Source organism: Streptomyces mesophilus (genome assembly GCF_011044995.1).
In the GTDB taxonomy this organism is placed as follows: domain Bacteria; phylum Actinomycetota; class Actinomycetes; order Streptomycetales; family Streptomycetaceae; genus Streptomyces; species Streptomyces mesophilus.
In genome coordinates this window covers 1-18,221 of the sequence record NZ_JAAKZW010000165.1, presented here as the reverse complement: position 1 = coordinate 18,221, position 18,221 = coordinate 1, and the positions used below count along the sequence as shown (strand labels likewise).

The window sequence follows — 18,221 nt, the reverse complement described above, 5'->3', positions numbered from 1 at the left end:
TCCCGAAACCGGGGCTCCGCCCCGGACCCCGCATCCGAACTTCGTTCGGATCGCCTCAAACGCCGGCGGGGCTGAATCGCTGACCGCCGTCTCGATGCCGTCCCGGTCCACCGGGATCACGGCACCCGGGATCACGTCCGCCGCCAGGCGATGTCGCCGAGGACGCTCGCTCATCTCCAGGTCTCGACCTCGTTGAGGAGCGGACGCCCGCTCAGGTTCTCGCGGAACAGCGCGAAGACACCCGTGAAGTGCTCGTCGGCGGCCGTCGCCACATGCGGTGACAGGGCCAGCCGCGGGGCGTTGTACAGCGGGCTGTCGGATGACCGGAGTCCAGGGCCTCGATCACCGCGTCGCAGCGGGGCAGGAACGCGTGGAGCCGCGAAGGCGCGTACACCTCGTCGACGCAGGCCGGGCGGGGTGCCGTGCTGTCTCTGCGGACGGCCAGGACCCGCATCCCGAGCGCATGCGCACCGGCGGCGATACGGGTGCCGATCCGGCCGAGCCCGATCACGCCGAGCGTGCGGCCGCCGAGCTGGGTGCCGAAGGGGCGCCGGGGGCCGCGTATCCGCTGGATCTCGTCGATCTCCCGCAGCCGCTTGGCGTGTTCGAGCAGACGGGCCAGGGCGAACTCGGCGACGGAGGCCGCGTTGACCCCGGCCGCCGTGGTCACCCTGATATCGTCCAGGCCGGCCGACAGGAGCTGGCCGACCCCGGCGCCGATGCCCTGGACCCAGCGGAGGTTCGGGGCGAGCGCGGCGATGCCGAGGGGGAGGTCTGTGGTCAGGATCACCTCGGCGCGGGCGAACAACTCGCGCTGAGGACCGGTCAGTTCCGGTGCCCGGTCGCGCAAGTGGTCATGCGGCGGCGGTGCGCTGCGGGCCGTGCGCAGGGAGTCGGGCTCCACGTAACGGCAGTCGACCAGCTCGATACGCGGGTCAAGGGCACAGGTCGCGGCGAGGGCGGCGGCAAGGGCGCCCTCGGGCCGTACATCCCACTGAGGCGGATAGCTGATGCCCACCACGACCGAGTCGCCCATGGGCAGAGGTCGTACCACGGGCGGCCTGCGAGGGGAATGGGCACGGTCGCGTGGCCGAGGACACTGCGGGCGGGCGTCGCGCGTTGATCTACCCGTCGGTAGCATCTGGCCCATGGCAGAGACGAAGACGGAGACGGAGACGGCGGCCCAGGACTCGGCGGCCCAGGACCCCAAGGACGAGCGCACCGCGGCCAAGCTGGCCAAGCGGATCGGCGCGTTCGCCAAGGAGCACGGCGGGGCCGAGGCGCAGCTCGCCTATGTGGGGGAGCGCGGCACGCGGATCGTGCTCGTCGGACAGGACGGCGGCTGGGGCGACCTGTTCGCGACCAGCCACGCGGTGGCCGAGGCCGCGGTCGAGAAAGCCGGGGTCACCGTGCACGAGGACTTCGACGGCGAGTTCGCGGCCAAGGTGAAGACCGGCCCCTACGAGTGGACGCGGATGGCCGGCATGCAGCTCGGCGGTCCGAAGAACAAGGCATAGCAACACCTGGAGCGGGGCTTCGGCGTTAGGACCGTAAGGAACGACGGTCCAGCACAGGGAGCCCCGGATGATCGACACCCCGTCCCTGGTGGACCAGTACTGCCACGGCGTACTGCGCACCGAGCTCGGCCTCGGCACGTTCGAGTCCCATCTCGGGCGGGGAGAGGGCCCGCCCGCCCCGGGCACCACCTTCTTCGACACCCAGACGGGATTCGCCGTACGCCGCTGGTGCCCGCCCCTGCTCGGCCTCGAACCGCACTGTCCGGCGCCGCACTATCTGGCGCGGCGCCGTGAACTGGGTGTGGTCGAAGCGGGGCGGCGGCTGCTCGGGGGCAGCGGGATCACCACGTATCTCGTCGACACCGGGCTGCCCGACGACCTGACCGGACCCGCCGAACTGGGTGCGGCGGGCGGGGCGTCGGCGCATGAGATCGTCCGCCTGGAACTCCTGGCCGAGCAGGTCGCGGACACCTCCGGGACCGTGGAGTCCTTCCTCGCCAATCTCGCCGAGTCCGTGCACGGTGCGGCGTCCGCCGCGGTCGCGTTCACCTCGGTCGCGGGCGAACGCCACGGGCTCGCTCTCGCCCCCGAACCGCCGGACGCGGGCGAAGTGCGCGGGGCCGCGGGACGGTGGCTCGCGGCGCGCCAAGTGGGCGGCGAGCTGAACGATCCCGTACTCCTGCGCCATCTGCTGTGGATCGCCGTCGCCAGCGGGCTGCCGCTGCAGCTGCACTCGGGGGCGAGCAACCCACAGCACTACCTCACCCGTTTCGCGCGGGCCACGGCCGGGCTCGGCACGGACCTGATCCTGATGCACGGCTACCCGTACCACCGCCACGCCGCCCATCTCGCCGGCGTCTTCCCGCATGTCTACACGGACCTGGGCCCCGCGCTCGTCCGCACCGGTGCCCGCGCGACCGCCCTGCTCGCCGAGATCCTCGAGCTCGTCCCGTTCGGCAAGCTCCTCTTCTCCAGCGGCGCCCGCGGGCTGCCCGAACTGCACGTGGTCGCCGCCCGGTTGTTCCGCGAGGCGCTCGGCCGGTTGCTCGGCGGCTGGGTGTCCGAGGGCGCCTGGTCCCGTGCGGACGCGGACCGGGTCGCGGGGATGATCGCGGCGGGGAACGCCCGGCGGGTGTACGGCCTGGCCGCGCCCTGAACCCGCGCCGCGCGTTCAGTCGCCGGAGTAGCCGAAGATCCCCACGTGGCTCGGCTCCCGCTCGCCGGCTTCCGGATAGAGGAGCACGAACAAGCCCGTCCAGCGCATGTGCGGCTCGTCGAGCAGGGTGTTCGCGGGGTGGGGCCGGGCCGCGCGGGACGCTTCATGCGCCTGGGCGAGCAGATCCTCGAACTGCGCGGGTGTCGGCCGCTCCGTGCCGAAGTGGTGCCTGACGCGGTCGGGACGGACGGGGCGCAGGGTTGCGTAGTCGTCGGAGTCCGTCGGTGCCGGCGGACTGCTCATGTACACGACGCGCTGGATGTCGAGGATGGAGTGGGTCCCCTCCTCGCCCATGAACTCCTCGTCGTCCCACAGGTCGTCGAGTGACTCGTACGCTTCGTCGTCGCCGTAGTCCTCGGCGAAGACGCGGGCGTGCAGCGCCGCCAAGGACGCCTCGACCGACCCCTCGTACGCAGTGACGTACTGCCAACCGCTGGCCCCCATGGCCCCCACCTTCGTCCGTACCCGGCAAGATCGGGTTCACCTTAGGAGGGGGCACTGACATCGGGTGCCCTGTGGAGGGTGAAGGGACTAGCGGGCGCTCGTCAGTTGGGCCTCGCCCTGGGCGGGGACCGAGACTTCGAGCTCGGGGCGCTCGCGCAGGGCGAGCATGACGCGGACGATCGCGATCCACACCAGGCACGAGCCGAGCATGTGGGCGCCGACGAGGATCTCCGGCAGGTCCGTGAAGTACTGGACGTAGCCGATCAGGCCCTGCGCGAGCAGGACCAGGAACAGGTCGCGGGTGCGGCGCAGCGGTCCGGGCGGGGCGTCGACGGCCTTGAGGACGAACCACAGGGCGAAGGTCAGCGAGACCACGACCCAGGCCAGGACCGCGTGCAGACGGGAGACGTCCTCCCAGTTCAGCGGGATGCGGTGCACCTCGCTCGAGTCGCCCGCGTGCGGGCCCGCGCCGGTGACCACGGTGCCGACGGCGACGAGGAGCGCGGCCGCGACCGTCAGGAACCACACCAGCTGGCGCACGGACTTGCCGACCAGCGGACGCGGAGCGCCGTCGCCTTCGCGGGCGCGCTGCCACATCACCGTCGCGACGGTGATCAGCGTGGTGGAGAGCAGGAAGTGGGCGGCCACCGTGTACGGGTTGAGGCCGACGAGCACCACGATGCCGCCGAGCACCGCATTGCCCATGACCAGCCAGAACTGCACCCAGCCGAGCCGGGTCACGCTCCGGCGGTGCGGCTTCGTGGAGCGGGCCGCGATGATCGCCCAGCCGACCGCCGCGCACAGCACGTACGTGAGCAGGCGGTTGCCGAACTCGATCACGCCGTGGAAGCCCATCTCCGCGGTCGCGGTGAGCGAGTCGTCGGTGCACTTGGGCCAGGTCGGGCAGCCGAGGCCCGAACCGGTCAGGCGGACGGCGCCGCCGGTCCCGACGATCACGACGTTCATCACGAGCGACGCGAGGATCGCGCGCTGGAGCATCCGCTGTGAGGGGGTCCAGCGCTCGGCGATGTAGGCGAGCGGGTTGCGCACGGCTTGAGCGACATCGGCTCGGGTCACGTTTGGCACGCGCCCATCGTAGGGGGGTGGCTTGTGCAAGTTTTCACGAGGGTCCGCATGTGGCGCCCGGTTGATGACAGTTGAGTCCTTTTTGTCTACGGAGAGACGTGACGCAGCTCTTGACGGCTGATGAGCCTAGGAGCCTAAAGTGCTAGGCAACTAGGTAAATGGAGGCGCAGTGATCGAGTTCCATCTGAACGGCCGCTCGGGTCTCTCCCCGTACCAGCAGCTCGTCCAGCAGGTGCGGCACGCGCTGCGGCTCGGGCTGCTCAAGGAGGGGGACCGGCTGCCGACCGTCAAGGACGTGGCGAGCCAACTGGCGATCAACCCCAACACCGTCCTCAAGGCGTACCGCGAGCTGGAGCACAAGGGACTCGTGGCCGCGCGCCCCGGCGTCGGGACGTTTGTGACCCGCACCCTCGCCGACAAGTCGCTGTCCGCGCACGGCCCGCTGCGCAAGGAGCTCGAGCGCTGGCTCACCAAGGCGCGGCTCGCCGGACTCGACGAGGAGAGCATCGAGGCCCTGTTCCTGAGCACCTTTCGTGGTGCCGGAGAGGAAGTAGCGTGAGCACCGTCATACGGGCCCGCGGCCTGGGCAAGAAGTACCGGCAGCGCTGGGCGTTGCAGGACTGCGAACTGGAATTGCCGGCCGGCCGCGTCATCGGTCTGGTCGGCCCCAACGGGGCGGGCAAATCGACCCTGTTGAACCTGGCGGCCGGGCTCCTCGCGCCGAGCAGCGGCAGCATCGAGGTGTGCGGCGGTCCGCCCGCCGCCGACGTGGCCCAGCTCGCCCGCGTGGGCTTCGTCGCCCAGGACACCCCGACGTACGGGCGTCTCAGCGTCGCCGACCACCTCACCCTCGGCCGACGGCTCAACCCGGGGTGGGACGACGCGGTCGCACGGGAGCGCATCGACCGCCTGGGACTCGACCCGAAGCAGCGCGCCGGCACCCTGTCCGGCGGCCAGCGCGCCCAGCTCGCGCTCACCATGGCGCTCGCCAAGCGTCCCGAACTGCTCATCCTGGACGAGCCGGTCGCCTCCCTGGACCCGCTCGCGCGCCGGGAGTTCATGCAGCTGCTCATGGAGGCGGTCGCCGAGCAGGAGCTGAGCGTCGTGCTCTCCTCGCATCTGGTCTCCGACGTGGAGCGGGCCTGCGACTACCTCGTGGTGCTCGTCGACTCCCGCGTACAGGTCGCCGGCGATCTCGACGAACTGATCGCCACCCATCACCGGCTGGTCGGGGCGCGGCGCGATCCGGCGACGCTGCCGGGGAGCCAGCAGGTGATCTCCGCCAGCCACACCGACCGGCAGACCACGCTGCTCGTACGGACTCAGGAGCCGATCCTCGATCCGAGCTGGAGCGTGGACGGCATCAATCTGGAGGACCTGGTCCTCGCCTACATGGACAAGTCCGCCCCCGTCGTGCGGCGGCCGCGGCTGGAGGTGCAGCGATGATCTGGCTGACATGGCGGCAGTTCCGGGGCCCCGCCCTGATGATGGCCGGAGTGCTCACGGTGTTCGCGGCGGCGCTCGCGTTCACCGGGCCCGGTCTGGCCGACGACTACGCACAGGGGATCGCCGCCTGCACCGGGCAGGAGGGGGGGTGCACACGGTTCCTCGACCGGTTCCTCGACAGCCATCAGTCGGCCTTCCTCGGGGTCAGCGGATTGCTGCTTCTGCTGCCCGGCCTGATCGGTCTGTTCTGGGGCGCGCCGCTGGTCGCGCGGGAGATGGAGACCGGCACGCTCCGGATGGCCCTGACCCAGAGCGTGCGCCGCACCCGCTGGTTCGCCGTCAAGATCGCGCTCGTGGGCCTGGCCACGATGGTCGCGGCGGGGATCGGCACGCTGGCCGTGACGTGGTGGGCGAGCCCGCTCGACAAGAGCGCCGTCAGCAGCTATCCGCGCCTGGAGGCCATCGTGTTCGCCACCCGGGGCATCGTCCCGGTCGGCTACGCGGCGTTCGCGTTCGCCCTCGGGGTGACGGTCGGGATGCTGGTCCGCCGTGCGCTGCCCGCCATGGCCATCACGCTCGCCGCCTTCGCGCTGGTGCAGATCGCGATGCCGATGTTCGTACGGCCGAACCTGGCCGAGCCGGTCAAGGCGACCGCCACGTTCTCCACGGCCAATATCGACGGCGTCGGCGAAGGCGGTCTGCTGCATGTGCAGGCCGGCGTGGCGGACGCCGGGGCGTGGATTCTGTCCAGCCGTACGGTCGACAAGGACGGCCGGACCGTGGCCGTGATCGATCTGCCGGATGCGGACATGGCGAAGTGCGACGCCCCGCGACAGCCCGCGAAGGCCATGCAGTGCGTCGCCGACACGGCGAACCGGCTGGGATACCGGCAGGAGGCGACGTACCACCCGTCCAGCCGCTACTGGCGGTTCCAGTGGACCGAGACGGGGATCTACCTGGCGCTCGCGCTCGGGCTCACCGGGTTCAGCTTCTGGTGGACCAAGCGGCGCTTGTAAGGACGGCTCCTGGGCGGCGGCTCACTCCCAGCGGAAGAAACGCGCCGCCGCACCCAGGCCGAGCACCGCCCACACCGCGAGGATCCCGAGGTCGCCCCACGGGATCCCCGCGCCGTGCTGGAGCACATCGCGCAGACCGTCGGAGAGCGCCGAGATGGGCAGCAGACCGAGCACGGACTGGGCGGCGTCCGGGAACTTGTCCAGCGGGACGATCACCCCGCCGCCGACCAGGAGCAGCAGGAAGACCAGGTTGGCGGCGGCGAGCGTCGCCTCCGCCTTCAACGTCCCCGCCATCAGCAGGCCGAGACCCGAGAAGGCCGCCGTGCCGAGGATCAGCAGGAGGACGACGGACAGGGGGTTGCCCTGCGGGGACCAGCCGAGGCCGAAGGCGATCGCGGTGAGCAGGGCGATCTGCAGAACCTCGATGGCCAGCACGGACAGGGTCTTCGCGGTCATCAGCGCCCAGCGCGGCAGCGGCGAGCTGCCGAGCCGCTTGAGCACTCCGTACCGCCGCTCGAAGCCGGTGGAGATGGCCTGACCGGTGAATGCCGTGGACATCACCGCGAGGGCGAGGATGCCTGGCGCGAGGAAGTCAACCGCCTTGCCGGAGCCCGTGTCTACGACGTCGACCGTCGAGAAGAGGACGAGGAGCAAGGACGGGATGACCACGGTGAGCAGCAGCTGCTCACCGTTGCGCAGGAGCATCTTCGTCTCGAAGAGCGCCTGCGCCGTGATCATCCTGGACAGGGGCGCGGCCCCCGGCCTGGGGGAGTAGGTACCGGTGCTCATCCGCGCAGCTCCTTGCCGGTCAGCTCCAGGAAGACGTCTTCGAGGGTGTGCCGCTCGACTGCGATCCGGTCCGGCATCACCCCGTGCTGGGCGCACCAGGACGTCACGGTCGCGAGCAGTTGCGGGTCGACGGTGCCGGTCACGCGGTACGAGCCCGGGGTGAGTTCGGCGGCGAGGGTGTCCATCGGCAGGGCCTTCAGGAGCGAGGCGACGTCGAGACCCGGGCGTCCGGAGAAGCGCAGGGTGTTCTCGGCGCCGCCCTTGCACAGCTGCTCGGGGCTGCCCTGGGCGATGACCTTGCCCGCGTCGATGATGGCGACGTCGTCGGCGAGCTGCTCGGCCTCGTCCATGTGGTGCGTGGTGAGGACGACGCTGACGCCGTCGGCGCGCAGCTCCCGTACGAGTTCCCAAGTGGCCCTGCGCGCCTGCGGGTCGAGGCCCGCGGTGGGCTCGTCGAGGAAGACCAGCTCGGGCCGTCCCACCACGGCGAGCGCGAGCGCGAGGCGCTGCTGCTGGCCGCCGGAGAGCCGGCGATACGTCGTACGGCCGCAACTGCCCAGGCCCAGACGCTCGATCAGGGCGTCCACGTCGAGCGGGTGGGCGTGCAGCTTGGCGATGTGGCAGAGCATCTCGTCGGCGCGGGCGCCGGAGTAGACGCCGCCGGACTGGAGCATCACGCCGATCCGAGGGCGCAGCTGCGCGGCCTGCTTGACCGGGTCGAGGCCCAGGACGCGGACGGTGCCGGCGTCCGGCTTCCGGTAGCCCTCGCAGGTCTCGACGGTGGTGGTCTTGCCGGCGCCGTTGGGACCGAGGACGGCGGTGACACCCGCCGAAGCCTCCAGGTCCAGGCCGTCGACGGCGGTCTTGCTGCCGTAGCGCTTCACCAGACGGGTGAGCGTGACGACGGGCTCGCTTCGCATGAGGACAGAGTCTAGGGACGGGTCGCAGGTCCCTGTCCGCCGGGTCCGCAGGTCCGGTCATTGGTGACCTTTTCTGTCCGAATCGGGTCCGGAACGGGCCTAGCGTCGGTATGTGACCACCATAGCGAAAAACGTGGAAGAGACATCCGAGCAGGCCGTTCACAAGGCCCACGACCTGCGCCGGACTCCTCCCCGCTATTTCGTCTCCGCCGTGCTCGCGGGTGCGTACATCGGTATCGGCGAGGTGCTGCTCCTCGTCGCGATCTCGCCCTTCGTCTCGGCCGGTTCCTCGGCCACGAAGCTGCTCGAAGGCCTGGTCTTCCCGATCGCGCTGACCATCGTGATGTTCGCGGGCGCCCAGCTGTTCACCAGCAACGTCATGGTGATGCTGATCGGCGCGCTCACCGGCCGCACCGGCGCCAAGGATCTGGTGGCCAGCTGGGCCACCTCCCTGTTCGGCAACTTCGTCGGCGCTTTCCTCTTCGGCGCGATGGTCCACGCCTCCGGGGTCGTCTCCACCGCTCCCGCCCGCGCGATGCTCGCCGAGATGATCCACGGCAAGGAAGCGCTGGACGGCGGTCAGCTCTTCTGGCGCGCGGTGCTCTGCAACTTCCTCGTCTGCCTCGCGATCTGGATGTTCTACCGGGCCAAGGGCGACGGCGCGAAGATCTTCGTGCTCTGGATCCCGGTCCTGGTGTTCGTCGCCGTGGGCTTCGAGCACTGCGTGGCCAACATGGCGCTCTTCGCCCTCTCGATCCTCGACGGCGGCGCCGGCATCGGCGATCTGCTGCGCAATCTCGTGTTCACCGTGCCGGGCAATATCGTCGGCGGCGGACTGCTCGTGGCCGGCTCGTACTGGTTCATGGGAAGGCCCGAACGCGAAGAGGATCTCTGAGCCGATACGACAGCTCGATTGACCTCGGGGTTCACCACTCGTCACCGTGCGTATCCACTTAGGTATCCCTAAGTGATGCACCGCACCCTGCCCCTGCCACCAGGCCGGTTGTCGGGGCCAGAGGAATTACGCAACAATGGCGTTGTGAAAAACGTCGGCGAGGCTTCGGAGGCTCCTGCGGGGGCCCCGCAGGAGGAGCTCGGGACCGGTGAGCGCTCCACGCGCAACCGCGTCGCGCGCTCCATCCTGGACCACGGCCCGTCCACCGTGGCCGACCTCGCCGCCCGTCTGGGTCTCACCCAGGCCGCCGTCCGCCGTCACCTCGACGCACTGGTCGCCGACGATGTCGTGGAGCCCCGTGAGAAGCGGGTCTACGGCGCTCGTACGCGCGGCAGGCCCGCCAAGGTGTTCGCCCTGACGGACTGCGGCCGGGACGCCTTCGACCAGTCCTACGACAAGCTCGCCGCCGAAGCCCTGCGCTGGATCTCGCAGTCCGCCGGCGGCGGGGAGCTCGGGGACGCGGCCGTCGCCGCGTTCGCCCGGGCCCGTCTTGCCGCCCAGGCCGAGGGATACCGCGAGGCCCTGGAGAACGTACCGCCGCAAGCCCGCACCGAGGCCCTGGCCAGGGCCCTGAGCGCGGACGGGTACGCTGCCACTGCGCGTAGCGCACCGGTCGGCGAGCAGCTGTGTCAGCACCACTGCCCGGTCGCTCATGTCGCCGAGCAGTTTCCGCAGCTGTGCGAGGCGGAGACGGAGTTCTTCAGCCGTTTGCTCGGCACTCATGTGCAGCGACTGGCCACCATCGCCCACGGGGACGGCGTCTGTACGACGTTCATTCCTCGTAAAGACACCGAAACCACGCAAGACCAGACCACCACAGCAAGCACGGCCGGGAGGAACCCCGCATGACTCTCCCCATCGAGGAGACTGCCCACCCCGAACTCGAGGGACTGGGTAAGTACGAGTACGGCTGGGCCGACTCCGACGCGGCCGGCCAGGCTGCCAAGCGCGGTCTCAACGAGGATGTCGTGCTCGACATCTCGTCCAAGAAGAACGAGCCGGAGTGGATGACCAAGCTCCGTCTCAAGGGTCTTCGCCTGTTCGGCAAGAAGCCCATGCCGACCTGGGGCTCCGACCTCTCCGGCATCGACTTCGACAACATCAAGTACTTCGTGCGCTCCACCGAGAAGCAGGCCGCTTCGTGGGAAGAGCTGCCCGAGGACATCAAGAACACGTACGACAAGCTCGGTATCCCGGAGGCGGAGAAGCAGCGCCTCGTCGCGGGTGTCGCGGCCCAGTACGAGTCGGAGGTCGTCTACCACCAGATCCGTGAGGACCTGGAGGAGCAGGGCGTCATCTTCGTCGACACCGACACCGCGCTGAAGGAGCACGAGGAGCTCTTCAAGGAGTACTTCGGCACCGTCATCCCCGTCGGCGACAACAAGTTCGCGTCGCTGAACACGGCCGTGTGGTCCGGCGGATCGTTCATCTACGTCCCCAAGGGCGTGCATGTCGAGATCCCGCTGCAGGCCTACTTCCGTATCAACACGGAGAACATGGGCCAGTTCGAGCGGACGCTGATCATCGTCGACGAGGACGCCTACGTCCACTACGTCGAGGGCTGCACCGCGCCGATCTACTCCTCGGACTCGCTGCACTCCGCGGTCGTCGAGATCATCGTCAAGAAGGGCGGCCGCTGCCGCTACACGACGATCCAGAACTGGTCGAACAACGTCTACAACCTGGTCACCAAGCGCGCCGTGGCGTACGAGGGCGCGACCATGGAGTGGGTCGACGGCAACATCGGTTCCAAGGTCACCATGAAGTACCCGGCCGTCTACCTGATGGGCGAGCACGCCAAGGGCGAGACGCTGTCCATCGCCTTCGCGGGCGAGGGCCAGCACCAGGACGCCGGTTCCAAGATGGTGCACATGGCGCCGAACACCTCGTCCAACATCGTGTCGAAGTCGGTGGCCCGTGGTGGCGGCCGCACCTCGTACCGCGGTCTGGTCGAGATCGGCGAGGGCGCCAAGGGCTCCAAGTCCAACGTGCTCTGCGACGCGCTGCTCGTCGACACGATCTCCCGCTCGGACACGTACCCGTACGTGGACGTGCGCGAGGACGACGTGTCCATGGGTCACGAGGCGACCGTCTCCAAGGTCTCCGAGGACCAGCTCTTCTACCTGATGAGCCGCGGCATGACCGAGTTCGAGGCCATGGCCATGATCGTGCGCGGCTTCGTCGAGCCGATCGCCAAGGAGCTCCCGATGGAGTACGCCCTGGAGCTCAACCGGCTGATCGAGCTGCAGATGGAGGGTGCGGTCGGCTGACCCCAGCCAACTGCGTTCCCCATCAAGCCACTTAGTTAAGAAAGCGAGCACGAGAACAGCCATGGCTGAGGCTCAGAACATCCCGGCCGGTGCCACCGCCGGCGGCGCTGTAGCGGTGGCGGCGGAGTCCACCGTCGCCACCCGCATGAGCGCGCCCCCGTCCTTCGACGTCGCGGACTTCCCGGTCCCGCACGGCCGTGAGGAGGAGTGGCGGTTCACCCCGCTGGAGCGCCTCAAGGGTCTGCACGACGGCACCGCGAAGGCGGACGGCGCCGTCAAGGCGCAGGTCGACGCACCCGAGGGTGTCACCGTCGAGTCGGTGACCCGTGACGACGAGCGGGTCGGCAAGGCGGGTACGCCGGTCGACCGCATCGCCGCGCAGGCGTACTCCTCCTTCGAGAAGGCCACCGTCATCACGGTGCCCAAGGAGTCCGTGCTGACCGAGCCCGTGCGCGTGCTCCTTCACGGCGAGGGCGGCACCACCTTCGGGCACACCGTGTTCGACATCGGTGCCTTCGCCGAGGCTGTCATCGTGGTCGACCACACCGGTGACGGTGTGCGGGCCGCCAACGTGGACTTCCTGATCGGCGACGGCGCGAAGGTCACCTTCGTCTCCGTGCAGGACTGGGACGACACCGCGGTGCACTGCTCGCAGCACAACGCGAAGCTCGGCCGCGACGCCACCTTCAAGTCGGTCGTCGTGACCTTCGGCGGCGATCTCGTACGGCTGCACCCGCGCGTCGAGTACACCGGCCCCGGCGGCGACGCCGAGCTGCTCGGCCTGTACTTCACGGACGCCGGCCAGCACCAGGAGCACCGCCTCCTGGTCGACCACAACGTGCCGAACTGCAAGTCCAACGTCGTCTACAAGGGCGCGCTGCAGGGCGAGCAGGCGCACGCCGTGTGGATCGGCGACGTCCTCATCGAGGCCGCGGCCGAGGGCACGGACACGTACGAGATGAACCGCAACCTGGTTCTGACCGACGGCGCCCGCGTCGACTCCGTGCCGAACCTCGAGATCGAGACCGGCGAGATCGTCGGCGCCGGCCACGCCTCGGCGACCGGCCGCTTCGACGACGAGCAGCTCTTCTACCTGATGGCGCGCGGCATCCCGCAGATCGAGGCCCGCCGCCTCGTCGTGCGCGGCTTCTTCGCCGAGCTGGTCCAGCAGATCGGTGTCAAGGACATCGAGGAGCGCCTCATCGCGAAGATCGAGGAAGAGCTCGAGGCGTCCGTCTGATGTCCGTCTTCGTCAAAGCCTGCGCGCTGAGCGAGCTGGAGGAGGACACCCCGAAGCGGGTGGAACTCGACGGCACGCCGGTCTCGCTCGTCAAGACAGAGGGCGAGGTGTTCGCGATCCACGACATCTGCTCGCACGCGAACGTCTCGCTGTCCGAGGGCGAGGTGGAGGACTGCCAGATCGAGTGCTGGCTGCACGGCTCCGCGTTCGACCTCCGTACCGGCAAGCCGTCCGGCCTTCCCGCGACGCGCCCCGTCCCCGTATACCCCGTACAGATCGAAGGGGACGATGTGCTCGTCTCCGTCACCCAGGAGTCCTGAGGCACCATGGCAACGCTTGAAATCCGCGACCTGCACGTCACCGTCGAGGTCGAGAACGGCACCAAGGAAATTCTCAAGGGTGTCGACCTGACCGTGAAGCAGGGCGAGACGCACGCCATCATGGGCCCCAACGGCTCTGGCAAGTCGACGCTCGCCTACTCGATCGCCGGTCACCCGAAGTACACGATCACCCAGGGCACCGTCACCCTGGACGGCGAGGACGTCCTCGCCATGGAGGTCGACGAGCGTGCCCGCGCCGGCATGTTCCTCGCCATGCAGTACCCGGTCGAGGTCCCCGGTGTCTCGGTCTCCAACTTCCTGCGTACGTCGGCGACGGCGATCCGCGGCGAGGCCCCCAAGCTGCGTACCTGGGTGAAGGAGGTCAAGTCCGCGATGGAGCAGCTCCAGATGGACCCGGCCTTCGCCGAGCGCAACGTGAACGAGGGCTTCTCCGGCGGTGAGAAGAAGCGCCACGAGATCCTGCAGATGGAGCTTCTCAAGCCGAAGATCGCGATCCTCGACGAGACCGACTCCGGCCTCGACGTCGACGCCCTGCGCACCGTCTCCGACGGCGTCAACCGCGTCCGTGAGACGGGCGAGGTCGGCACGCTGCTCATCACGCACTACACGCGCATCCTGCGCTACATCAAGCCCGACTTCGTGCACGTCTTCGCGGGCGGCAAGATCGTCGAGTCCGGCGGCCCCGAGCTGGCCGACACCCTCGAGGCCGAGGGCTACGAGAAGTACACGAAGGGCGGCGCCGCCGTATGACACAGCTGCCGGGCCTCCTCGACACCGAGGCGATCCGCAAGGACTTCCCCGCCCTGGACCGTGTGATCCACGACGGCAAGAAGCTTGTGTATCTGGACAACGCGGCGACTTCGCAGAAGCCGCGCCAGGTGCTCGACGCGCTCACCGAGTACTACGAGCGGCACAACGCCAATGTCCATCGCGGCGTGCACGTCCTCGCCGAGGAGGCCACGGCGCTGTACGAGGGTGCGCGGGACAAGGTCGCGGAGTTCATCAACGCGCCCTCCCGCGACGAGGTGATCTTCACCAAGAACGCCTCGGAATCCCTCAACCTCGTGGCGAACATGCTCGGTTGGGCCGACGAGCCCTACAAGGTCGACCACGAGACCGAGATCGTCATCACGGAGATGGAGCACCACTCCAACATCGTTCCGTGGCAGCTGCTCTCGCAGCGCACCGGCGCGAAGCTGAAGTGGTTCGGTCTCACGGACGACGGCCGCCTCGACCTGAGCAACATCAACGAGGTCATCACGGAGCAGACGAAGATCGTTTCCTTCGTGCTCGTCTCCAACATCCTGGGCACGCACAACCCGGTCGAGGCCATCGTGCGCCGCGCCCAGGAGGTCGGCGCCCTCGTCCTCATCGACGCCTCGCAGGCCGCCCCGCACATGCCGCTCGACGTGCAGGCGCTTCAGGCCGACTTCGTGGCCTTCACCGGCCACAAGATGTGCGGTCCGACCGGCATCGGTGTGCTGTGGGGACGCCAGGAGCTGCTCGAGGACCTGCCGCCGTTCCTCGGCGGCGGCGAGATGATCGAGACCGTGTCGATGAGCTCGTCGACGTACGCTCCGGCGCCGCACAAGTTCGAGGCCGGTACGCCCCCGATCGCCCAGGCCGTCGGCCTCGGCGCGGCCGTGGACTACCTGAACGCGATCGGCATGGAGAACATCGCCCGCCACGAGCAGGCGATCACCGAGTACGCGGTCAAGCGCCTCCTCGAGGTGCCGGATCTCCGGATCATCGGTCCGGTCACCGCGGAGGACCGCGGCGCCGCGATCTCCTTCACGCTCGGCGACATCCACCCGCACGACGTGGGCCAGGTCCTCGACGAGCAGGGCATCGCGGTCCGGGTCGGCCACCACTGTGCGCGGCCGGTCTGCCTGCGGTACGGAATTCCTGCGACCACGCGAGCGTCGTTCTATCTGTACTCCACGCCGGCCGAGGTGGACGCCTTGGTCGACGGTCTGGAGCACGTACGGAACTTCTTCGGCTGAGGGGCTGGCTGGAAACGTGAAGCTTGATTCGATGTACCAGGAAGTCATCCTGGACCACTACAAGCACCCGCACGGGCGCGGTCTTCGGGATGGCGACGCCGAGGTGCACCACGTCAACCCGACCTGCGGTGACGAGATCACGCTCCGTGTGAAGTACGACGGCACGCGGATCGCCGATGTCTCGTACGAGGGCCAGGGCTGCTCCATCAGCCAGGCCTCCGCCTCCGTCCTCAACGACCTCCTGGTCGGCAAGGACCTCGCCGAGGCGCAGAAGATCCAGGGCGCCTTCCTGGAGCTGATGCAGTCCAAGGGCAGGATCGAGCCCGATGACGCGATGGAGGAGATCCTGGAGGACGCGGTCGCGTTCGCCGGTGTCTCCAAGTACCCGGCGCGCGTGAAGTGCGCGCTCCTGAGCTGGATGGCGTGGAAGGACGCGACCGCCCAGGCTCTGGGGGAGTCCGAGCCCGCCGAGAGGAAGTCCGCATGAGCGACGAGAGCACTGCCACCCTGAAGCCCGCCTCCGAAGAAGAGGTGCGCGAGGCGCTGTACGACGTCGTCGACCCCGAGCTGGGCATCGACGTCGTCAACCTCGGCCTCATCTACGGCATCCACATCGACGACGCCAACATCGCCACCCTCGACATGACGCTGACGTCCGCGGCCTGTCCGCTGACCGACGTCATCGAGGACCAGGCCAAGTCGGCCACCGACGGCATCGTCAACGAGCTCCGGATCAACTGGGTCTGGATGCCGCCGTGGGGCCCGGACAAGATCACGGACGAAGGCCGCGAGCAGCTTCGGGCGCTCGGGTTCAACGTCTGAGTTCGTTCGTACGCAAAAGGGGACCCGCACCACAACGGTGCGGGTCCCCTTTCGTATGCGCCGCTACTGCTGGGCGGCCGCCCGGGCCAGGCTGTCCGCGAGGCCCTCGCGGCGGATGCGCTGGTCGATGTAGAGGAGCCCGCCGACCAGCTGCGTGAAGGCCGTGGCGAGCAGCTGGACCACCATCCCGACCACGGCGCTGAGTATCAGATACGTCCACAGACCGCTCAATGAGTCGCCGTATACGTCGGTGAGCAACGTGCCGAAATCGGAGGGCGGTTCGTCGTACGGGCGGTAGGTGTCGTACGAGGGCTGCGGTCCCGCGAACATCAGCGGGATCTGCACGATCCACCCTGCGAACATCACCATGAGCCAGGTGAGCAGCAGGATGCCGAACGTGCGCCACCACGCACCGCGGACCAGCCGGTACGAGCGCTTCAAGGCGGTGATCGGACCGGCCGATTCAAGAACCGCGGCGGCGGGAGCGAACGAGAACGCCACGAGGAGCCACGTCACCAGCGGCATGATCAGCAGCCCGAGGAGGAACACGGACCCGATCGAGAGGAAGCTGCTGTCGGTCGCCAGGACCGCGACGACCAGGCTGATCCAGAACAGGAAGAACAGGACGACCGGGATCGCGATCAGCAGATACGTGAGCACGCTGACACCGAGCACCGAAGGTGTACGGGCCCAGGCGCGGCGCCAGACCGCACCGAAGGTGGTGCGCCGGCCGAGCGCGGCGTGTTCGAGGATGACCGGGCTGACGGCGGTGAGGAAGGAGTTCACCAGCAAGGTGAGCAACAGGAGCACCGCGTACGCCACCACGATGGCGGTCACGATCGGGCTGAGCAGGGACCACGTCGGGCGGTCGGCGTCCATCACCGCCTGCCAGTTGTCCTCGACGACGACCCAGACCAGCGCGAACGAGCCGGCGATGGCGGCGACGAGCAGGGCGAGGCCCGCGCCCATCACGCCGAACAGCTGCTTCGCGTACCGCCCGATCGTCGAGAACGCGCCGTTGTAGATCTTCCCGATGTCCAGGGGTGCGAGCGGGATGACTCCCGGCTGCGGCGGAGGCGGCTGCCAGCCACCCCAGCCGGGGGCACCGCCCCAGCCCTGCGGACCGTACGGTCCTTGCGGACTGTTCGGTCCCTGCGGGCCGTTCGGCCCCTGCGGTCCCCACCCCTGGTGCGCCATCGCTGCCTTCCGTTCCTTTGTTCGGACGGCATACGTTAGCCCAGGTCGGACAGGGGTCAGCGGGGGGAGTACGCGGCTTCCGCAAGGGCTGCCGCGAGGCCTTCGCGGCGGATGCGCAGGTCCGTGTAGAGCAGGGCGGCCGTCAGCTGGGACAGCAGCGTCGACAGCAGGACACCGGCCACGGTCGGGAGCAGCAACAGGCCGCCGAGCAGGAACTCGACCGTGTCCCCGTACGTCGGCAGGGCCGCGCCGAGCGCGTCGAACGGCAGGACCAGCGCTGTCGCGGCCACCGTGCCGAGCACGCTCATCAGGAGCTGGATCCCGAACATCCGCCACCAGGACCCCCGTACGAGACGGAAGGAGCGGCGCAGAGCGGTCAGCGGACCCGCGCCTTCCAGGACGACGACCGCGGGCGCGAGGCTGCAGCGGATCCAGAACCAGACGAGGAACGGCAGCGCGACCAGGAGCAGCAGCACGGTGGGCGGGCCGGACAGCAGCGTGAGCACCGCGATCGCGAGGACGGGCAGCGCGCAGGCCAGCGCCATCAGGAGCAGCGTCCCGATGAGCGCGGGGACGCGGCGCAGCGCCCGGCGGCCCGTCTGCGCGGTCGGCGCGGGGCGGCCGAGCACCGCCTGCTGCAGGACGGCCGGGCACAGTGCGCTGACGAACGCGTGGGACAGGAGGGTGAGCAGCGCGCCGACGGACACCGAGATGGCCACGACCGTGAGGAGTGCGCCGCTCAGGCCCTGGTCGAGATCGATGTACGGGTCGGCGGAGCCCAGGTAGAGGACGGCGGCGGCAGAGTAGAGATACGTGACCGCGTAGACGAGGCCGAAGGCCGCGGCGCCCAGGCCGAACAGCGGACGCCAGTAGCGGCGCGCGAGGGCGGGCAGCGCCGCGAAGCAGTCGCCGAGCGAGAGCGGGGCCAGGGGGATCACGCCCGGCTTCGGGGGTGCGGG

At 69.2% G+C, this 18,221-nt stretch carries 21 protein-coding genes; 14 read left to right on the top strand and 7 right to left on the bottom strand.

Annotated features, from left to right (window positions below; genetic code table 11):
* Nucleotides 1-211 precede the first annotated feature (211 nt).
* A complete protein-coding gene (locus G6045_RS29145; RefSeq protein WP_165335128.1) occupies nt 212-1,036 on the bottom strand; it encodes an NAD(P)-dependent oxidoreductase in 825 nt (274 codons plus the stop codon).
* A gap of 112 nt (nt 1,037-1,148) precedes the next feature.
* Here G6045_RS29145 and G6045_RS29140 point away from each other — a divergent pair, with 112 nt between their 5' ends.
* Nucleotides 1,149-1,517: a hypothetical protein gene (locus tag G6045_RS29140; RefSeq protein ID WP_165335127.1), complete on the top strand. Its 369-nt coding sequence runs from the start codon at nt 1,149-1,151 to the stop codon at nt 1,515-1,517.
* 67 nt (nt 1,518-1,584) lie between these two features.
* Nucleotides 1,585-2,673 (top strand): amidohydrolase family protein, encoded by a 1,089-nt coding sequence (locus G6045_RS29135; protein WP_165335126.1) that lies wholly within the window; start codon nt 1,585-1,587, stop codon nt 2,671-2,673.
* A 15-nt stretch (nt 2,674-2,688) separates the two neighbouring features.
* Here G6045_RS29135 and G6045_RS29130 read toward each other — a convergent pair whose 3' ends face one another.
* Nucleotides 2,689-3,177 (bottom strand): hypothetical protein, encoded by a 489-nt coding sequence (locus tag G6045_RS29130; RefSeq protein ID WP_165335125.1) that lies wholly within the window; start codon nt 3,175-3,177, stop codon nt 2,689-2,691.
* Nucleotides 3,178-3,264: 87 nt separating this feature from the next.
* Entirely contained in the window at nt 3,265-4,263 is a 999-nt protein-coding gene (locus tag G6045_RS29125) for a COX15/CtaA family protein (RefSeq protein ID WP_328707939.1), read from the bottom strand.
* Between the two features lie 169 nt (nt 4,264-4,432).
* Here G6045_RS29125 and G6045_RS29120 point away from each other — a divergent pair, with 169 nt between their 5' ends.
* From G6045_RS29120 to G6045_RS29110, 3 genes are read left to right on the top strand one after another with little or no spacing between them, the layout of a single operon-like run.
* On the top strand, nt 4,433-4,822 hold the full coding sequence (locus G6045_RS29120; protein WP_165335124.1) for a GntR family transcriptional regulator: 390 nt from the start codon (nt 4,433-4,435) through the stop codon (nt 4,820-4,822).
* Nucleotides 4,819-5,709 carry an ABC transporter ATP-binding protein gene (locus G6045_RS29115; protein WP_165335123.1) on the top strand — a complete coding sequence of 297 codons (891 nt, stop codon included), beginning with the start codon at nt 4,819-4,821 and terminating at the stop codon, nt 5,707-5,709. Before G6045_RS29120 ends, G6045_RS29115 begins: the two co-directional genes overlap by 4 nt.
* Nucleotides 5,706-6,725: an ABC transporter permease subunit gene (locus G6045_RS29110; RefSeq protein ID WP_165335122.1), complete on the top strand. Its 1,020-nt coding sequence runs from the start codon at nt 5,706-5,708 to the stop codon at nt 6,723-6,725. The genes G6045_RS29115 and G6045_RS29110 overlap by 4 nt, the downstream gene beginning before the upstream one ends.
* Nucleotides 6,726-6,746: 21 nt before the next feature.
* Here G6045_RS29110 and G6045_RS29105 read toward each other — a convergent pair whose 3' ends face one another.
* On the bottom strand, nt 6,747-7,514 hold the full coding sequence (locus G6045_RS29105; RefSeq protein ID WP_165335121.1) for an ABC transporter permease: 768 nt from the start codon (nt 7,512-7,514) through the stop codon (nt 6,747-6,749).
* Nucleotides 7,511-8,434 (bottom strand): ABC transporter ATP-binding protein, encoded by a 924-nt coding sequence (locus tag G6045_RS29100; protein WP_165335120.1) that lies wholly within the window; start codon nt 8,432-8,434, stop codon nt 7,511-7,513. The genes G6045_RS29105 and G6045_RS29100 overlap by 4 nt, the downstream gene beginning before the upstream one ends.
* Before the next feature lie 133 nt (nt 8,435-8,567).
* Between G6045_RS29100 and G6045_RS29095 the strand changes: the two genes are divergently transcribed.
* The 9 genes from G6045_RS29095 (at nt 8,568) to G6045_RS29055 (ending at nt 16,065) form a co-directional block, all read left to right on the top strand.
* Entirely contained in the window at nt 8,568-9,329 is a 762-nt protein-coding gene (locus G6045_RS29095) for a formate/nitrite transporter family protein (RefSeq protein ID WP_165335119.1), read from the top strand.
* Between the two features lie 144 nt (nt 9,330-9,473).
* Nucleotides 9,474-10,238, top strand: a complete 765-nt coding sequence (locus G6045_RS29090; RefSeq protein ID WP_165335118.1) for a helix-turn-helix transcriptional regulator — start codon at nt 9,474-9,476, stop codon at nt 10,236-10,238.
* Nucleotides 10,235-11,659 (top strand): Fe-S cluster assembly protein SufB, encoded by a 1,425-nt coding sequence (sufB, locus tag G6045_RS29085; protein ID WP_165335117.1) that lies wholly within the window; start codon nt 10,235-10,237, stop codon nt 11,657-11,659. The genes G6045_RS29090 and sufB overlap by 4 nt, the downstream gene beginning before the upstream one ends.
* Before the next feature lie 61 nt (nt 11,660-11,720).
* Nucleotides 11,721-12,899, top strand: a complete 1,179-nt coding sequence (sufD, locus tag G6045_RS29080; RefSeq protein WP_165335116.1) for a Fe-S cluster assembly protein SufD — start codon at nt 11,721-11,723, stop codon at nt 12,897-12,899.
* On the top strand, nt 12,899-13,219 hold the full coding sequence (locus G6045_RS29075; protein ID WP_165335115.1) for a non-heme iron oxygenase ferredoxin subunit: 321 nt from the start codon (nt 12,899-12,901) through the stop codon (nt 13,217-13,219). The genes sufD and G6045_RS29075 overlap by 1 nt, the downstream gene beginning before the upstream one ends.
* A gap of 6 nt (nt 13,220-13,225) precedes the next feature.
* On the top strand, nt 13,226-13,990 hold the full coding sequence (gene sufC / locus G6045_RS29070) for a Fe-S cluster assembly ATPase SufC (RefSeq protein ID WP_165335114.1): 765 nt from the start codon (nt 13,226-13,228) through the stop codon (nt 13,988-13,990).
* Complete coding sequence (locus tag G6045_RS29065; RefSeq protein WP_165335113.1) at nt 13,987-15,243, top strand: cysteine desulfurase; 1,257 nt, start codon at nt 13,987-13,989, stop codon at nt 15,241-15,243. The genes sufC and G6045_RS29065 overlap by 4 nt, the downstream gene beginning before the upstream one ends.
* 16 nt (nt 15,244-15,259) lie before the next feature.
* Entirely contained in the window at nt 15,260-15,730 is a 471-nt protein-coding gene (gene sufU / locus G6045_RS29060) for a Fe-S cluster assembly sulfur transfer protein SufU (RefSeq protein ID WP_165335112.1), read from the top strand.
* Nucleotides 15,727-16,065 carry a metal-sulfur cluster assembly factor gene (locus tag G6045_RS29055; RefSeq protein WP_165335111.1) on the top strand — a complete coding sequence of 113 codons (339 nt, stop codon included), beginning with the start codon at nt 15,727-15,729 and terminating at the stop codon, nt 16,063-16,065. The genes sufU and G6045_RS29055 overlap by 4 nt, the downstream gene beginning before the upstream one ends.
* Before the next feature lie 63 nt (nt 16,066-16,128).
* Here G6045_RS29055 and G6045_RS29050 read toward each other — a convergent pair whose 3' ends face one another.
* Together G6045_RS29050 and G6045_RS29045 are read right to left on the bottom strand one after the other, a co-directional pair.
* On the bottom strand, nt 16,129-17,262 hold the full coding sequence (locus tag G6045_RS29050) for a DUF7847 domain-containing protein (protein ID WP_165335110.1): 1,134 nt from the start codon (nt 17,260-17,262) through the stop codon (nt 16,129-16,131).
* A 56-nt stretch (nt 17,263-17,318) separates the two neighbouring features.
* A partial coding sequence (locus tag G6045_RS29045; protein WP_206344301.1) for a hypothetical protein occupies nt 17,319-18,221 on the bottom strand: 903 nt, incomplete at its 5' end.

What these genes read in the sequence shown, in the direction of transcription:
- G6045_RS29065 (WP_165335113.1), top strand. Translation starts at nt 13,987, where the DNA reads ATGACACAGCTGCCGGGCCTCCTCGACACCGAGGCGATCCGCAAGGAC.
- G6045_RS29140 (WP_165335127.1), top strand. Translation starts at nt 1,149, where the DNA reads ATGGCAGAGACGAAGACGGAGACGGAGACGGCGGCCCAGGACTCGGCG.
- G6045_RS29110 (WP_165335122.1), top strand. Translation starts at nt 5,706, where the DNA reads ATGATCTGGCTGACATGGCGGCAGTTCCGGGGCCCCGCCCTGATGATG.
- sufD (WP_165335116.1), top strand. Translation starts at nt 11,721, where the DNA reads ATGGCTGAGGCTCAGAACATCCCGGCCGGTGCCACCGCCGGCGGCGCT.
- G6045_RS29055 (WP_165335111.1), top strand. Translation starts at nt 15,727, where the DNA reads ATGAGCGACGAGAGCACTGCCACCCTGAAGCCCGCCTCCGAAGAAGAG.
- sufC (WP_165335114.1), top strand. Translation starts at nt 13,226, where the DNA reads ATGGCAACGCTTGAAATCCGCGACCTGCACGTCACCGTCGAGGTCGAG.
- G6045_RS29105 (WP_165335121.1), bottom strand. Translation starts at nt 7,514, where the DNA reads ATGAGCACCGGTACCTACTCCCCCAGGCCGGGGGCCGCGCCCCTGTCC.
- G6045_RS29130 (WP_165335125.1), bottom strand. Translation starts at nt 3,177, where the DNA reads ATGGGGGCCAGCGGTTGGCAGTACGTCACTGCGTACGAGGGGTCGGTC.
- sufB (WP_165335117.1), top strand. Translation starts at nt 10,235, where the DNA reads ATGACTCTCCCCATCGAGGAGACTGCCCACCCCGAACTCGAGGGACTG.
- G6045_RS29100 (WP_165335120.1), bottom strand. Translation starts at nt 8,434, where the DNA reads ATGCGAAGCGAGCCCGTCGTCACGCTCACCCGTCTGGTGAAGCGCTAC.
- G6045_RS29135 (WP_165335126.1), top strand. Translation starts at nt 1,585, where the DNA reads ATGATCGACACCCCGTCCCTGGTGGACCAGTACTGCCACGGCGTACTG.
- G6045_RS29145 (WP_165335128.1), bottom strand. Translation starts at nt 1,036, where the DNA reads ATGGGCGACTCGGTCGTGGTGGGCATCAGCTATCCGCCTCAGTGGGAT.
- G6045_RS29075 (WP_165335115.1), top strand. Translation starts at nt 12,899, where the DNA reads ATGTCCGTCTTCGTCAAAGCCTGCGCGCTGAGCGAGCTGGAGGAGGAC.
- G6045_RS29050 (WP_165335110.1), bottom strand. Translation starts at nt 17,262, where the DNA reads ATGGCGCACCAGGGGTGGGGACCGCAGGGGCCGAACGGCCCGCAGGGA.